At 57.0% G+C, this 16,774-nt stretch carries 9 protein-coding genes and 2 pseudogenes; 8 read left to right on the top strand and 3 right to left on the bottom strand.

Annotated elements, in window-relative coordinates; translation table 11 throughout:
- Positions 1-39: 39 nt before the first annotated feature.
- Positions 40-651, bottom strand: coding sequence for a response regulator transcription factor (locus ACR3E7_RS19480; protein ID WP_480504749.1), 612 nt, complete (start codon positions 649-651; stop codon positions 40-42).
- Entirely contained in the window at positions 648-3,038 is a 2,391-nt protein-coding gene (locus ACR3E7_RS19475; protein WP_480504751.1) for a sensor histidine kinase, read from the bottom strand. The genes ACR3E7_RS19480 and ACR3E7_RS19475 overlap by 4 nt, the downstream gene beginning before the upstream one ends.
- A 205-nt stretch (positions 3,039-3,243) precedes the next feature.
- On the opposite strand from ACR3E7_RS19475, the gene ACR3E7_RS19470 reads away from it, so the two are divergent.
- From ACR3E7_RS19470 to ACR3E7_RS19435, 8 genes and pseudogenes are all read left to right on the top strand, one after another.
- Positions 3,244-4,206, top strand: a complete 963-nt coding sequence (locus ACR3E7_RS19470; protein WP_480719511.1) for a TAXI family TRAP transporter solute-binding subunit — start codon at positions 3,244-3,246, stop codon at positions 4,204-4,206.
- 105 nt (positions 4,207-4,311) lie between these two features.
- Complete coding sequence (locus ACR3E7_RS19465) at positions 4,312-6,930, top strand: TRAP transporter permease (protein ID WP_170782436.1); 2,619 nt, start codon at positions 4,312-4,314, stop codon at positions 6,928-6,930.
- A pseudogene (locus ACR3E7_RS19460) lies at positions 6,927-7,375 on the top strand (universal stress protein). The gene ACR3E7_RS19465 and the pseudogene ACR3E7_RS19460 overlap by 4 nt, the downstream one beginning before the upstream one ends.
- A 132-nt stretch (positions 7,376-7,507) precedes the next feature.
- Positions 7,508-7,597, top strand: a pseudogene (locus ACR3E7_RS19455) (hypothetical protein); the annotation flags it as partial.
- 19 nt (positions 7,598-7,616) lie between these two features.
- Positions 7,617-7,994, top strand: coding sequence for a gamma-glutamyltransferase (locus ACR3E7_RS19450; protein WP_480506092.1), 378 nt, complete (start codon positions 7,617-7,619; stop codon positions 7,992-7,994).
- A gap of 501 nt (positions 7,995-8,495) precedes the next feature.
- Complete coding sequence (locus ACR3E7_RS19445; protein WP_480506094.1) at positions 8,496-14,366, top strand: GAF domain-containing protein; 5,871 nt, start codon at positions 8,496-8,498, stop codon at positions 14,364-14,366.
- A gap of 3 nt (positions 14,367-14,369) precedes the next feature.
- Positions 14,370-14,714: an Hpt domain-containing protein gene (locus ACR3E7_RS19440; protein WP_480506096.1), complete on the top strand. Its 345-nt coding sequence runs from the start codon at positions 14,370-14,372 to the stop codon at positions 14,712-14,714.
- Entirely contained in the window at positions 14,707-15,732 is a 1,026-nt protein-coding gene (locus ACR3E7_RS19435; protein ID WP_480506098.1) for an adenylate/guanylate cyclase domain-containing protein, read from the top strand. The genes ACR3E7_RS19440 and ACR3E7_RS19435 overlap by 8 nt, the downstream gene beginning before the upstream one ends.
- A gap of 49 nt (positions 15,733-15,781) precedes the next feature.
- On the opposite strand, the gene ACR3E7_RS19430 is transcribed toward ACR3E7_RS19435, so the two are convergent.
- Entirely contained in the window at positions 15,782-16,771 is a 990-nt protein-coding gene (locus ACR3E7_RS19430) for an aldo/keto reductase (protein WP_480506100.1), read from the bottom strand.
- Positions 16,772-16,774: the final 3 nt, after the last annotated feature.

Raw genomic sequence — 16,774 nt, 5'->3', positions numbered from 1 at the left:
CCCGGCCGCCAGTAGGCTGGGCGCTTTCTTGTTCGACCTCTAGGGCGATCTACCAAACAACTCATAGAGTTCGATTGTGGTTTTTACCCCAACTTTCAGCTGAATGCGCCCCCTATGAATTTCGACCGTGCGCGGGCTGATATTCAATTGTGCTGCGATTTCTTTGCTGGTGGTGCGGCCGGGGTTGCGCAGAATATACTGCAATACCTCGTCTTCCCGATCTGTAAGGCGCCCTCGCTTTTCCGCAAGATCCAGCCGTCGCGCTTTTTGCTGGCGCAACTTCTCTCCTAACTCCCAAGCCACTGCGATCCGGTCTGTCAGAACGCTCAGGTCAAAGGGTTTTTCCAGAAAGTCGATCGCCCCCGCCTTGGTGGCACGGACAGATTCCGGGATGCCACCATGCCCCGAGATGAAGATGATCGGAAGGGTCGAATCCTGCCGGACAAGGTAATCTTGCAGTTCAAGCCCGTCCATGTCGGGCATCCCGTAGTCCAGGACAAGGCATCCAGAAGCATCTGCGTCGACCTGATCCAGAAAGCTCTGAGCATCAGGGAAATGCGCAACCGTCATGCCGCGCCTGCGCAAAGAACGGGACAAGGCAATACGAACATCATCATCGTCATCAATGATATAGACGGTCAATTCGGTCATGTATCTTCTTTCCCGGAACGGTCGCTGCGCCGCAAGGTGAAACAGAACCGCGCGCCCGACAGAACAGACGGGTCATGCCAGATTTCACCGCCATTCGTCTTGATGATCGTGCGACAGATCGAAAGACCCAATCCCATGCCTTCGGCCTTTTGTGTGTCGAAGGTGTTGAACAGTACCACATCGGGACTGACCCCGGGGCCGTTGTCTTCAACCCGGACTTCGACAACATCTTCTGCGGCATGTGCGGTGATCACGATAGATCCGACCCCGGCTGAGTCTCTAGCCAAGGCGTCGATCGCATTGCGCAGCAAATTCACGAGGACCTGAGCGATCTGGGTCCGGTTTCCGATCACCGGCGGCAGGTCTACCCGATCATATCTCAGCGCTAAATCATGGGCTTTGGCCTCGGCCTCCATCAGGGTGATGGTCTGCGCGATTAGGCCACCCAATTCGAAAGGTGTTTGCCGCCCCCGGTCCTTGCGGACCATATCGCGCAAGGCACGAATGATGTCACCGGCACGACGCGATTGACGGTCAACATCGCTGAGAATTTCGGTCAACTCCGGGTCCGTCTCGCCCAGTTCGTCCAGCGTCATAATGGCCGCATCGACATTGTATGAAATCGCGCTGAGCGGCTGGTTCAGCTCATGCGCCAAGCCCGATGCCATTTCCCCCATCAGGTTCACCCGTGCCACATGGGACAGGTCGCGGCTCAGACGACTGGCCTCAGCCTCGGCTAGCTTGCGGTCACTGACGTCGTCGATGATGGCTACCGCATGATCTGGCGCGCCACTTTCGTCGCGAATTAAAATCGCGTTCACACGCAGCCAGATATTCGACCCATCCTTTCGAACAAAGGGATTTTCAACGATAAACTCAGAATCCTGCAATAGCGTTTCGCGGAGTGTCACAGCGATCTGCTTGCCATCTGCAGGCAGGATATCGGCCAGCGTCATCTTTTCCAGCTCACCCGGCTGATACCCCATGATGTCGCAAAGCTGCTCATTCACCCGCAGAAACCGGCCGGTTTCGGGAGAAATCTGTGCCATCCCACGCGACGCCAAATCAAAAGTGCGCCCATAGGCCGCCTCAAAACGCTGCCGCTGCCTCACCTGCTGCGCCAGCGCCGCGCCGGTATCCTCGAGCTCGCGATAGGGGCTGTGCAGGCTTTCTCCGGCCGGGATCTCTCCACTGGACAGGCGGCGCGTCTGACTGGCAAACATGCGCACAGGGGCATAAATCCGGTCCGCCAGCGCCAGACCGATGGCGCCCGTCAGAATCGCAATGGACAGGGCAATCCAGATCCCTTGCACCCGGTTCTTTTTGACTTCGCCAATAAAATTATCCTCGGCGGCATAGAGCCCGATCAGCCAGTTCAAACCGGGCTCCGAGACATCGATCAACATGGCAACATAGTCCTGACCGTCCAACTCGAAATCAGTATGAACAGGTCCGGTGATCTGACTGCTGCCCCTCTGCGCCAAAGCACCAAAGGCCTGGCGGGCCAATTCGTCGTCAATCTGATCCACCATTGGCAGTTCAGGATTGTCAAAATCCGCGTCCTGGTCGATCAGAACAAGAGTTGGGTGGGCAAGGACGGAACCATCCTCGTTCAAAACCAGCGCAGCCCCGCGGCGCTCTGACCAGATATCCAGCAAGAACCCCGACAGGGCGTCAATCTGAATATCCACCCCCAGAATGGCCCGTATGTTTCCCTCGTCATCCAAAACCGGCACCCCATACGTAATCCCTGGCTGGCGGGTGGTGAAGAAGATATAAGGCTGGGTCCAGATCGGGGCCTTCGCCTCGGATACCATCCTAAACCAAGGCCGGGTGCGCGCCTCATAAGTATCTGTCTGGGATTGCGCCGTTTCCAAAAGGGTAAACCGGTCATTGCGCCACTGAAAACTTGCCGGATGCTCGGTCAGTTCAGCGGCAAAGGGCGGGATCACCTTTGTGCGATACCGACCTGGCTCCTCGGTCCGCATGACATAAACGAAGCGCCCGCTGTGGTCTGCCAGATAGATGCCTGCCAATTGCGGAGCCACCTGAATTTGCTGAAAGAAATGGCTTTCCAGCGCCGAAGTGTCGTTGATATCCAGCACATCGTTTTCCGCCAGCCGCCTAGTGGCATCCAATACTTGCTGTGCCGGATTGAGAAAGTTTCGCACCTGGCCAATGACATTGACGCTGACCTCGTTCAGAGAAATCCGCGATTGCCGTAGCAGGGCTTTTTCCGAACTGACAAAAGTCGACAATGTCACGGACAGCACCGCTACGAATTGCAGCCCCGCCAGACATAGCGCCAGCGTCGCACGCAGTGATCTGCGCCTGCGGGCCGGCTCTGAGTGATCTTGATGGAAGGGTTGCTGTGCTGTCGTGTCCAATAGTCAATCCAGACGGTCTTTTCACCTGGGCCGTATCGCGGTGGCTGCTCTTTGAATCACCAGCCTATACGTAATCTACCGTATAGACACGCCTTGTCTGGTTTCGCTTAGTTCCTTGCCATCTGAATGGCTGATTCCAAACGACGTTTCGGGTGGATCAGTCATTCTCACAAGGATCAAAAAAACTGACAACAGGAGTGTCAAAGTGCTCAAAAAATCTTCTATCACAGCCTTCGCAACCGCCGCATTTTTGTCGCCTGCGGCTTATGCTGAGGAGTTCATCACGATTGGCACGGGTGGTGTAACGGGCGTTTATTATCCGACGGGTGGCGCGATTTGTCGTTTGGTTAACAAGGGCCGTAAGGAGCATGGGGTTCGGTGTTCGGTGGAATCGACGGGTGGGTCGGTTTACAACATCAACACCATCCGCGAGGGTGAGCTGGAGTTTGGTGTGGCGCAGTCTGACTGGCAGTACCATGCTTACAACGGCACCTCGAAATTCGAAGATGCGGGCGCGTTTGAGAACCTGCGCGCGGTGTTCTCGGTCCATCCTGAGCCGTTCACGGTTGTGGCGCGCGCGGATGCGGGGATTTCCAGCTTTGAAGACCTCAAGGGCAAGCGCGTGAACATCGGCAACCCGGGTTCGGGTCAGCGCGGCACGATGGATGTTGTGCTTGAGGCCGTGGGCTGGACGCTGGACGATTTCGAGCTGGCCTCGGAGCTGAAAGCGGCTGAGCAGTCGGCGGCGCTGTGCGACAACCAGATCGATGCGATGATCTACACCGTGGGTCACCCGTCGGGCTCGATCCAGGAGGCGACCACTGCGTGTGATTCCGTTCTGGTGAACGTGACCGGCGATGCGATCGATGGTCTGATCGACGGCAATTCCTACTACCGCACCGCGACCATCCCCGGTGGCATGTATCGCGGCTCGGATGGCGACACCACGACCTTTGGTGTGGGCGCGACCTTTGTGACCTCGGCGGATGTATCCGATGACGCGGTCTATGCGGTTGTCAGCTCGGTCTTTGAAAACTTTGACGATTTCAAAAAGCTGCACCCGGCATTTGCGAACCTGAAGCCCGAAGAGATGATCTCGGACGGTCTGTCGGCGCCGCTGCATCCGGGTGCCGAGAAGTACTACAAGGAAAAAGGCTGGCTGCAGTAAGCCGGACCTGATGTGGGGCGCGCCTGTGACGGGCGCGCCCCTTTTGCACCCGGAGCAGCCGGGTGGACGATAAGGCCGAAACGGCCATATGACGGGAGACGCCAGATGAGTTCCGACACACAATCCAACCGCCCGCTATCCGAGGAAGAGCTTCAGGATCTGGTGGCGTCCTCTGACGCGGGCGCGCGCAATCCGGCGGGGAATGTGGGGCTGTTTCTGGCCATCGTGGCGGTGCTGTGGTCGGTCTTTCAGGTGGTGCTGGCCTCGCCCTTGTCGAATGTGCTGCTGCCGGGCAGCGTGGTGAACAACTCGCGCCAGATCCATCTGGCCTTTGCGATCTTTCTGGCCTTTGCGGCCTATCCGGCGCTGAAATCCAGCCCGCGCAATTACATCCCCGTGCAGGATTGGATCATGGGCGTGGTGGGTGCGGTGATCGCGCTTTATGGTTATATTTTCTACGAAAAAGTCGTGAACAATGGCCTGCTGGCCGATGACGTGGACAAATGGGTGGCCCTGGCTGGGTTGCTGTTGCTGTTCGAGGCCGCGCGGCGTGCGCTTGGCCCGGCGATGGCGATCATTGCCACGATTTTCCTGGCCTATGTGTTCTTTGGCTCATCCTCCTGGGTGCCCGAGGTGATCCAGTGGAAGGGCGCCAGCCTGAAAAAGGCCATGAGCCATATGTGGATCACGTCCGAAGGTGTGTTTGGCATCGCTTTGGGCGTCTCGACCAAGTTCGTCTTCCTCTTCGTGCTGTTCGGTGCGCTTTTGGATAAGGCGGGTGCGGGCAATTACTTTATCAAGATGGCCTTTGGCGCGCTGGGTCACCTGCGCGGCGGCCCGGCCAAGGCGGCTGTGGTGGGGTCAGCGGCGACCGGACTGATCTCTGGTTCTTCGATTGCCAATGTGGTGACTACCGGCACCTTCACCATCCCGCTGATGAAGCGGGTGGGCTTTTCCAGCGAACAGGCGGGCTCGGTCGAGGTCGCCTCTTCGGTGAACGGTCAGATCATGCCGCCGGTGATGGGGGCAGCGGCCTTTTTGATGGTGGAATATGTGGGCATTTCCTATGTCGAGGTGATCACGCATGCCTTCCTGCCGGCGGCGATCTCGTACATCGCACTGGTCTATATCGTGCATCTTGAGGCGGTGAAGCGGAACATGCCGACGCTGGGCAACCGCGTGGTGTCGATGGGCCGCACGATCGGTGGCATGGCGCTGTTCTTTGTGGGCTTTGCCGGGCTGTGCTATGGCATCCAATACCCGATCAAGGCGGTGATTGCGCTGATCCCCGGTGCCTCGGGTCTGGTGCTGTCGGCGCTGGTTGTTGTGGCCTATATGATCTTGCTGAAACTGGCCTCGGGCGTCGAGGATCTCGTCCCCGATGACCCCAACGCCAAAGAGGTCGAGCTGCCGGTCATTGCCGAGATCTACAAGGCCGGTCTGCATTACCTGCTGCCGATCATCGTGCTGGTCTACTTCCTGATGATCGAGCAGAAATCGCCAGGTCTGTCGGCTTTCTGGGCCACATCGCTGCTGTTCGTGATCCTGCTGACGCAGAAGCCGCTGAAATCGATCTTTCGGGGTGAGAACAACACGGCCAATGCCTTCATGGCTGGCGTGGCCGACCTGTGGAACGGCCTGATCGACGGCGCGCGCAACATGATCGGCATCGCGCTGGCCACCGCGACGGCAGGCGTGATCGTGGGCACCGTGACGCTGACCGGTGTGGGGCAGGTGATGGCCGATCTGGTCGAGTTCCTGTCGGGCGGCAACCTGATCGCCATGCTGGCGCTAGTGGGCCTGCTCAGCCTTATTCTGGGCATGGGCCTGCCGACCACGGCGAACTATATCGTCGTCAGCTCGCTGATGGCGGGTGTGGTCGTGGAACTGGGCGCGCAGGACGGTCTGATCGTGCCGCTGATCGCGGTGCATCTGTTTGTGTTCTACTTCGGCATCATGGCCGATGTGACGCCGCCCGTGGGTCTGGCCAGCTTTGCCGCTGCTGCCGTGTCAGGAGGCGACGCGATCAAGACGGGCTTTACCGCCTTCTTCTACAGCCTGCGCACCGTGGCGCTGCCGTTCGTGTTCATCTTCAACACCGATCTCTTGCTGATTGATGTGGGCTGGGTGCAGGGCATTCTGGTGGCCATCTCTGCGACCATCGCGATCCTGATCTTCACCGCCGGCACCATGGGCTGGTTCCTGACCCGCAACCGCATCTACGAAAGCGTGGCGCTGATCCTGATCGCCTTTGCGCTGTTCCGTCCGGACTTCTTCATGAACCGCATCGCGCCGCCCTTCGCGCAGATCGACCCGGCACAGCTGGAGCAAGCCGTGGGCGACGCCGCACCGGGCAGCACCCTGCGGATCGAGGTCGCGGGCCCCGATTTTGACACCGGCAACATGACCGAAACCACCGTGGTCCTGACGGTCGGCGACGAGGGTGATGGTGCGGCCCGCATCGACGCCCTTGGCCTGTTGCCGCTTGAGGAGGACGGCCTGGTCAAGCTGGATGAGCCTCTGTTCGGCACCCCGGTCTCGGACGAGCTGTCGAACTTCGACTACTACGCCGACGAGCCCGTCCGCATCACCACCGTGCAGGCCCCCCAGAACCAGCCCCCCAAAGAGCTGATCTTCATCCCGGCGCTGATCTTGCTGGGCTTCATCGCCTTCCTGCAACGCAGCCGTGCAGCCCGCACAAGCGAACAAGAGGTAACATCATGATCAAATCCGTCCTCTGTGCCGTAGATGCCGGGAAGCCCGAAACCGATGCCGAGGTCCTACGTCAGGCCGCGCGGCTGGCAGAGCTCGACAATGCTCAGCTTGATGTTGTTACGGTGCTGCCCGATTTTGGGAATCCTTTGTCGGCAGCTTCTTCGAGCCCGAGCATCACGAGCAAGCCGTGGCCAAAGCGCAAGAAGCGCTCGAGGCGCTGGGTCAATCGGTCCTGGGCGAAGCGCGCAACGCACAGGTACGCCATGTGGTCGCCACGGGCACGGCCTATCAGAAAATCCTGCACACGGCCAAAGAAGCAGGCAGCGACCTGATCGTCATCGGCGCACACCGGCCCGACCTCAAAGACTACCTCCTCGGCCCAAACGCAGCACGCGTCGTCAGACACTCAGAAGTCTCAGTCTACGTCGTGCGCTCGGCCTCTGCGGCTGGCTAGATCAAACAGAAACACCCCAAGCACAGTACAAGAAATCAACCGTCAATCATCGCCCGGGAGAGCACCTGATGATGCAAACGTTTCTGATAACCGGTGCTGTGCTGGCCGCAGGCGGCACTGCCCTCAGACGCGATGATCGCCGTTCAGCTGATGCCAGACCTGGTCGAGCCGCAATTGTCCGGCATTGGTGGCGGTGCGTGCGTGCTGTATTGGAACGCCGAATCGGAGACGCTGATCACCTTTGACGCGCGCCAAAAAAGCGCCGGACATTTTGCGCCTGATGGAAGTGACCGATATCCTGTACGGCAAAAAATATTGGTCCTCTTTGTTCAAGTCGAACATCGTGATGAAAGATGGCAAGCTTTACCTACGTATCGGCTCGCCCGGTGGCAGCCACATCATCAACAATGTGGATATGACCATCATCGCGATCCTTGACTGGGACATGAACCCGCAGGACGCGATCGAGACTAGCCGCTTCGTGCATCGCAACGGCTCCGGCATGGATGTGGAACAGGAAACCGAAGCGGCTGAATTCGTAGAGGCGCTGACCGCCACGGGCCATGAGGTCAAGACGGGTGACCTGAACTCGGGCCTGCATGCGATCCTGATCAAGTAGGGCCTGTTGACCAGCGCTGCCGACCCCAGCCGAGGCGGCCAGACCCGGCAAACTGCAGATCGACCTGATCCGTCGGACGGGAACGCTCAGCGAAATGGTATTGAACATGTCCTAAGCTAGTCGCGAGGCTTGTTCAAAGTACCTTTCTCGTCATAACGCTTGGTGGGTGGGCTCTGCTGCGCAGGGGCAGGAAGCTTTGCCAAAACGAATGAGACCTTAGAGGCCATAACACCAACAAGCGTATCCGCTGCAAACCTGACCAGCGGCCAAGCTGGACCAGAGGTTTCATTCCTTTCCAAACAGGCGTCTGGGCCCAATCAAATCAGGTCCAAAGTTGCCATTGGCGCAATGGGCAAAGAAACTCAGTGACTTCTAGCCTACGCTCTCTAAAATCCGGCTTAGTGTACTTCATTGGTTTGCCTGGGAGCTTAAGCACAGGTGGGTAAGAAAAGGACATCAGGGACAGCCGAGAATTCAGTATCGCGGTCTGGGCAAAATGCGATGCTCGGCGTAGATGACCAGCAAGCACGGTTCGAGGCGACCGCGCAGGTTATGCGGGCGATCTCGGAAGCTAAGGAAGATGTGCAGCCCGTCTGCGATCTGATCGTGACGCTGGCGAAGGACCTGTGCGACGCTGTTTTCGCCGGTCTGGTTCTGGGGCGCAAAGAAGACGCCCTCCAACGACTGGTTGCCAGCGTCAATCTGCACCCGGACATCCGGCAGCTCTGGCTGGACGGCAAATACACGATGGAGCCTGGCAATTCTCTTGTCGCCGACACCATCCTCAGCGGTCAAACACAACATGTTCTGGACATGGGCGACACCGATTTTCACAAAGCGGGTGACGCACGCTTCAAGCTTGTTGTCGACACCCATGGGTGCCGCAGCATATTGCTTGTTCCGCTCAAACTGGATGGTGCCGCGATCGGATGCCTGATGCTGGCCCGCGATGAGGTGCGCGCCTATTCCGACGATCAGGTCGAACTGATCGAAACCTTTGCGACGCAGGCGGTAGTCGCAATCGAAAACGTCCGCCAATTTCGCGAGTTGCAGACCCGTTTGGCACGCGAGGGGGCCGCGCGCGAGGTTCTTGAGGTCATAAGCCAGTCCAGGGATGACGAGGCACCCGTTTTCCAGACCATCCTCGAAAACACGGCCCGACTATGTGAAACAGACGTGGCGACATTGAGCCTTCTGAACAAGGCGGGAACCTACCTGGAATACGCCGCTCATTTCGGAGATCAGTTGGCAACCTATCAGGTCGGTGTTGATCGCTGGTCTTTGGATTCCAATCTGCAAATCGCGCAATCCGTCCGCGAAGCGCGGGTTATTCACAATGTCGATCTGCGGCTGACCGACCACTACATCAATGGCGATCCCTGGCGCCGCCAGCTTGTGGATGAAGAAGGTGTCCGATCGTTTCTGACGGTGCCGCTGATGTCAGCCGATGGCGCGCCCGTAGGCGTCATCGGTATTTACCGACGCGAAGTGCGCCCCTTTACCCCGGACGAGATCTCGTTGGTTGAGGGTTTCGCGGCCCAAGCCGTCATCGCTATCGACAACACACGCCAACTGACCGAACTGCACACACAGCTTGAACGGCAAACTGCGACACAGAAAGTGTTAAGTGTCATCAGCAAGAGCCGAGATGACGATGCGCGCGTTTTTGAAACGGTCTTGCAGCAAGCCACCGAGGTGTGCGGTGCCGATCAGGCGGCGCTTGTTCTTGTGAATTCAGGCCGAACACATGCGCGTCTGGCGGCGGCATGGGGTCATGAACAAACCGAGGTTGAACTTGGGCAGGAATGGCCGCTTGACGGCTCTGTTACAGCTGCAACCGCAATTCGATCCGGCAAAGTCGTATGCATCGACGATATTGCCGATACCGACTACTACCGCTCGGGCAATCCGACCGCCGTCGAGATGGTCGACGTTGAAGGGATCAGGTCGCGCGTTGCGGTTCCGCTGATGCAGGGGGATCAGGCGATTGGAGCAATTGCGGTCAGTCGCCGTGAAGTGCGCCCGTTTTCTGACTCGGATGTGCAATTCATCGAAGAATTCGCCAAACATGCGGTGATCGCCATCGAAAACACCCGCCAGTTTCGTGAAGTGCAGGAACGGCTCGAGCGAGAGGAAGCATCCCGCGAAATCTTGGAAGTTATCAGCCGCAGCCGCGACGACGACAACCCTGTTTTCCGCAGCATCCTCGAAAATTCCAGCCGCTTGTGCAAAGCACCGCTGGCCTTTCTATGCGTGGCCGATCAGGACCAACAGCTTGCGACGATCCCGGCCAACATCGGCGCGACCGAGGATTTTGACAACGCCCTGAAACACTTTGTCGAACCTCTGACACGAACCGAACTGATTGCGATCCGTCCAATGATCGACGGCAAGGTAATCCGGCAGGACGATATCGCCTCTGACCCGCTTTACTACAAGGATCGCGATCCTCGTCGGGTACAGATGGTCGAAATCGAGGGTGCCCGTTCGGTTCTTGCGGTCCCGCTGATGAAGAACGGCGTCGGGCTAGGGGTGATTGTCCTCTATCGGCGCGAAGTTGCGCCTTTTTCAGACGACGACGTCGCGTTGGTTAAGACCTTTGCGGCGCAAGCCGTCATTGCGATGGAAAATGTGCGCCAGTTCCGCGAGGTGCAGGATCGCACGGCAGAGGTCACTCAGGCGTTGGAATACCAGACTTCGACTTCGGAAGTGCTTCGGGTCATCTCGGCCTCGCCAAACGAATTGTCCCCGGTCTTGGACGCCATTCTGGAGGAAGCATCGCGTATCTGCGAATTGCAAGACGCCTATGTGGCGATGCTGAACCCCGACGATCAGCTTTTTCATATTCACGCGATACGGACCAAGGATACCACTTTCGCGGACTATGTATCGGCTCACCCTATTTCCCCAAATGACAGTGGTGTCACCGGGCGTGCCATCCTGTCGAAACGCACAATCTACATCGAAGATGTTCAGGCCGATCCAACCTACACTTGGATGGAGGAAAGCGGCGTTGGTGAATATCGTTCGGTACTGGGCGTCCCATTGGTAAAAAGCGGCGCAGTTGTGGGTGTGATTTCAGTGGGTTCGCGCGAGGTGGACGGATTTTCCGAAAAACAGATCAAGCTGCTGGAAACCTTCGCCGATCAGGCCACGATTGCCATCACCAATGCCAACCTGTTCCGCGAAGTCAAGGAACGCACCGCCGAAGTCGAGCTATCGCTGGAATACCAGACCGCAACCTCCGAAGTTCTGGATGTCATTTCACGCTCGCCCAACGATTTGCCGCCGGTTCTAGACGCGATTTTGGAGGTGTCATCGCGGATTTGCGACCCTGAATACGCGTATTTTGCCATGCGGGACCCAGAGGACGGGCTGTACCGCGTGGTCATGTCCCGAAATGTCAGTGACGCCTTTCTTGCGTTTCTTTCGGAAAACCCCATCGCGCCCGAAGAAGGCTCGTGCATCGGGCGCACAGCATTGCATGGCAAGACGGTTTACATCGAAGATACGCGCAACGACCCATCATACACTTGGAAAGAGGCGGCGCAGATTGGCGATTATCTGACCACGTTGGGGGTTCCGTTGGTCAAGGACGGGCTGACACTTGGCGTTATCGTCATGGCGCACAGGCAGGTCGGGGCCTTCAACGAAAAGCAGATAAACCTGTTGGAAACCTTCGCCGCACAGGCTCTGATCGCTATCAACAACACCCGGCTTTTCGAAGAGGTGCAAGCCCGCACTGCCGAGGTTGAAGAGTCGCTGGAATATCAAAAAGCCTCCAGTGAAGTACTGGAGGTTATTTCCCGGTCCCCCGACGATCTGGAACCGGTTCTGCAATCGTTGTTGGCAGTTTCCTCCCGCATCTGCCGCCTTCAGGATGCATTCGTGGCGCTGAAAAAGCCCGAAGACGGTAAATTCCACTACTTCGCCGGGCACAATGTTTCAGCCTCTTTCGCTGAATTTCTGAAAGCGCACCCGTTCGAGCCTGGCTCAAAATCAGCCACTGCGCGCGCCCTGTTGCATGGGCGCGCCGACTATGTGGAAGACACTCAAGCCGACGCAAATTACGACCCGGTTCTCATCTCGCATCTTGAAGGGTACCGATCCGTTCTGTCTGTCCCTCTGATACGTGATGGCGTCACAATAGGTGTTATCAGCATGGGAAGCCGCAAGCCCGCCGCCTTTGACCAAAAGCAAATCAAACAAATGGAAACTTTCGCGTCACAGGCGATTATCGCAATTCAGAATTCGCAACTTTTCAACGATACGCAGACCGCCCTTGCACGTCAAACCGCCAGCGCGGACGTGCTGCGGGTCATTTCTGAATCGCCCACCGACACCAAACCGGTTTTCGAGAAAATCGTAACGCTGGCAACCTCTTTGATAGATTGCGACTTGTCGATCGCCATGCAGGCGGACAAAACTCACTACTGGCAGGTCGCAGCCGCAACCCCCAAAGGTCTTGAAGAAATCACTTGGACCGAGCGTCTCCCAATTGACCCCGAGGATAACCTGCCCTCGCGTGCCATCCAAAGCGGCGAAACTCTTCTTTTTGACGAATCCCGGTTTGGTGAATTGTCCCCTCGTGACACTAAGATTGTGCAGCAACAGGGGTTCAAAGCCTTTTTCATGGTGCCGCTGATGCGCGGCAAGGATTGTTTCGGCAATCTGGTCTTTATTCGCAAATCGTCCCGCGCCTTTCGGGACGACGAAGTTGCCATCGCTGAATCCTTCGCCGATCAGGCGATCATCGCGCTTGAAAATGTGCGCCTGTTCCGTGAGGCCGAAGAATCCCGGAAGGCTGCAGAAGAGGCAAATGAAGCCAAAAGCGCTTTTCTGGCAACGATGTCCCACGAAATTCGAACACCGATGAACGCGGTCATCGGCATGAGCGGGCTGTTGATGGACACCGAATTGGATACCGAGCAATGGGATTATGCCAATACGATCCGCGACAGCGGTGACGCGTTGCTAGGGATCATCAACGAAATCCTCGATTTCTCGAAAATCGAAGCGGGACAGATGGATATCGAAGCCCATCCGTTCGACCTTCGGGAATGTATCGAAAGTGCACTGGACTTGATCAGTGGCAAAGCAGCCGAAAAGCAGTTGGATCTGGCGTATGAATTCGACGATCAGTTACCACCAGCGATCAGCACGGACCTGACCCGTCTCAGGCAAATATTGTTGAACCTATTGTCCAACGCCGTGAAGTTTACGGAACGTGGCGAGGTGGTTTTGTCCGTTGAACGCTCTGCCATTACGCAGGACGATATCGAGCTCACGTTCAGGGTAAGGGACACGGGCATAGGACTGTCTGAAAAAGGTATGAGCCGCCTGTTTCAGTCTTTTAGTCAGGCCGACAGTTCGACGACCCGGAAATACGGCGGTACGGGTCTTGGTCTTGCAATCTCCAAACGACTGGCCGAGCTTATGGGCGGCACCATGCAAGCGGAAAGCAAAGGCGAAGGGCATGGGTCGACCTTTGTCTTCACGATCCGGGCCAAGCCTGCAAAGCCGGTGAAATCATCAGCGCGCAATCTGGTCGGTATCCAGCCCGAACTTGAAGGTAAGCGCATTCTGATGGTGGATGACAATGCCACCAACCGCAAAATTCTGTTGTTGCAGACCGAAAAATGGGGTGCCCGCACGACAGTGTCCAGCAGCCCGTCAGAGGCGCTGAAACTGTTGGCAACCGAGGATCAGTTTGATCTGGCAATCTTGGACATGCATATGCCGGAGATGGACGGCGAAGAACTGGCCCAAAAGATACGCAAGTCACAACCCGCTCTGCCTTTGATCCTGTTCAGCTCTCTTGGCCCGCGCGACATGGATATCGAAGACGGGTTGTTTACCGCGAACCTGTCCAAACCTTTGCGTCAATCCCATCTGTTCGACACGTTGGTCACGCTGTTTGCAACAGAACAGACGCGCAAGATACCGGCGAAATCCTCGAACAAACCGCAATCCGACCCGGATATGGCAAATCGGCACCCGCTGCGCATCCTGTTGGCCGAGGACAATCTGGTAAACCAGAAGCTGGCGCTCCGCCTGCTTGAACAGATGGGGTATCGCGCTGATTTGGCCAGCAACGGGGTCGAGGCGGTCGACAGTGTGATCAGGCAGACCTACGACGTGGTTCTCATGGATGTCCAAATGCCCGAGATGGACGGGCTGGAAGCCTCGCGCCGTATCATTCAGGGCTTTCCCGACAAAAACCGCCCGCGCATCGTCGCCATGACCGCAAACGCCATGCAGGGCGACCGCGAGATGTGTTTGGACGCCGGAATGGACGACTACATCACCAAACCCATCCGCGTCCCGGTTCTGATCGAAGCACTGCTAAATGTTCCCAGCTCGAAAAGGTGATCCATGTCAGACAAACCGATACTAGACCACCAGATATTCACAGAGCTGAAAGACGCCACAGGAGAGGATTTTGCGGCCGAACTTGTAAATACGTTCCTTGAGGAAGCCCCCGGAATGATCGGCGACCTGAAAGCCGCCCTTGCGGCATCAGACGCAGACGGCTATCGCCGCGCGGCCCATTCGATCAAGTCCAATGCGCATACTTTTGGCGCAGCGGCACTGGCAGAGCTGGCAAAGCAGATCGAACTCGGGGCGCTTCCCGCAGCCGATGATCTGTCCGATGCGACACAATTGGAGGCCGCTCTAACCAAGGCGGGCACAGCCCTTCGGAGCCTGATTGATGATTGAAACCCCCGGCCAGTTGCTGATCGTCGACGACAACAAGGTCAATCGGCTTTTGTTGTCCCGCAATGTCGAGCTTTTGGGTCATCACGCCTCAGTTGCGGAAAACGGCCGGGTCGCCATGGAGATGCTGTCCCGTCAATCTTTTGACCTGGTGTTATTGGACATCGAAATGCCTGAAATGGATGGGTTTCAGGTTCTAGAGGCGATCAAATCAAGTACCGAACTACGCGATCTGCCCGTGATTGTGACGTCATCGGTCGAAGGTTTGGACAATGTCGTGCGCTGTATCGAACTGGGCGCGGAAGACTACCTGCCCAAACCGGTCAACAAGACCCTGCTTGGGGCGCGGGTGTCCAGCGGGCTTGAAAAGAAAAGGCTGCGCGACGAACAAAAACGCCTGCTTGAACGGTTTGCCACAACCGAAGTAGCGCAGGATTTGCAGGAATCCGGTTTTGCCATCGGCGGAAAACGCGCGAATGCATCTGTGTTGTTCTGCGATATTCGCAGCTTTACGACATTGTCGGAAGATCTGGCCCCTGAAGAAACGATTGATCTGCTCAACACCTTCTACACTTTGATGTTCGAAGCCGTGTCCAGCAATGGCGGGATTGTCAGCCTGATGTTGGGCGACGGTTTGATGGCCTTATTCGGGGTGCCGCAACCGTTGCCGAACTCGGCCCAAAGTGCGGTGACCGCTGGGCAGGAAATGCACAGTATGATCGAGGTTCTCAATCTCGAACGGCAGGCCGAAGGGAAAAGCGACCTGAAAATCGGTGTAGGGATTGCGACCGGCGAAGTTGTCGCTGGCTATGCCGGAACAGACAATCGCGCGACTTACACATGTATCGGGTCAACCGTAAACCTCGCCGCGCGCCTTGAATCGGAGACCCAGAAGACTGGCAGTCGGATATTGGTTGATCAGGAAACCTGCGATCTTTTGAACGGGACACCCGTGCTGGAAACCTACGGCAACACCACAATCAAAGGCTTTTCAGAACCCTTTGACATCCATGCGCTTTGACGATGGGTGCAGCCGTGGTGGCAACATTCGCAGCGTCGTCAAAGCGTGGTTAAGACTGTGAAACCGGCGCTTGATCATCCAGCAGACCTTTCGATTTCAGCGTAAGCCAGAAATCGTTTGGAATGTCCGCGTTGAACCATTCAATGATCTGTTCCAGTTCTGACTTGTCCCGCGGCCCTGGGATCACTGACGTGACTATGTCGTGACCAAGGGGAAATTGCAGGGCTGCAGCAGCCAGAGGCACCGCAAATTCATCAGCAACCTCTTGCAAAGCTCTTGCTTTGGCGACCACATCCTCGGGCGCTTTGGCGTAGTTCCACATCTCTCTTCCGACAAGAATGCCCGAGTTGAACGGGCCACCGCAGATTATTGATGTCCCGGCCTCGGCGCAGGCGGGGAACAACGTCGATAATGGCGTCTGTTCCAGCAAAGTGTAACGACCGGCCAATAGGAAAACATCCCAGTTGCCGATGCCCAGTGCATCCATGCAGACTTGATTTTCGTTCACACCTAGTCCGATTGCCTTAACCTTGCCCGCGCGACGCAGCTCGTCCATTGCACGGTACCCACCCTCAGCCAAATCTTTGAAATGGCGCGTGTTCTCATCGCCGTGGGTGAATACTCCGATATCATGAGCCAAAAGAATATCTATGCGGTCCAGTCCGAGACGTTGGAGACTGTCTTCGAAACTGCGCATGACCCCATCGTAGCTGTAATCATAGATGACGTGGAACGGCAGCGGGTCGATCATTCCAAAATCCATCGGATTTTCGACGCTTCCGGGAACCAGAAGACGCCCGACCTTGTTAGACAGGACGTAGTCAGTGCCGCGCAGCAAATCCCCCATGACCCGCTCGGACCGACCAAAACCATACCACGGCGCTGTGTCAAAAAACCCGATCCCAGCATCCTTCGCGGCCTGGATCAATTCGGCAGCCTGACCATAGCCAAGGTCCACAAAATTTCCACCCAGTGGAGCGCCACCGAGGCCCAAAACATCAACTACGAGGTCAGTCCGACCCACCCGCCGTTTATCCATCTT

Source organism: Ruegeria sp. BK1 (assembly GCF_056535645.1).
Note: the sequence above shows the minus strand (reverse complement) of the source record. Positions and strands in the feature narration are given on the sequence as shown.

Bases quoted from the DNA above. Each gene is read 5' to 3' on its own strand.
- ACR3E7_RS19480 (WP_480504749.1), bottom strand. From the start codon at position 651: ATGACCGAATTGACCGTCTATATCATTGATGACGATGATGATGTTCGT.
- ACR3E7_RS19465 (WP_170782436.1), top strand. From the start codon at position 4,312: ATGAGTTCCGACACACAATCCAACCGCCCGCTATCCGAGGAAGAGCTT.
- ACR3E7_RS19445 (WP_480506094.1), top strand. From the start codon at position 8,496: ATGCTCGGCGTAGATGACCAGCAAGCACGGTTCGAGGCGACCGCGCAG.
- ACR3E7_RS19440 (WP_480506096.1), top strand. From the start codon at position 14,370: ATGTCAGACAAACCGATACTAGACCACCAGATATTCACAGAGCTGAAA.
- ACR3E7_RS19435 (WP_480506098.1), top strand. From the start codon at position 14,707: ATGATTGAAACCCCCGGCCAGTTGCTGATCGTCGACGACAACAAGGTC.
- ACR3E7_RS19430 (WP_480506100.1), bottom strand. From the start codon at position 16,771: ATGGATAAACGGCGGGTGGGTCGGACTGACCTCGTAGTTGATGTTTTG.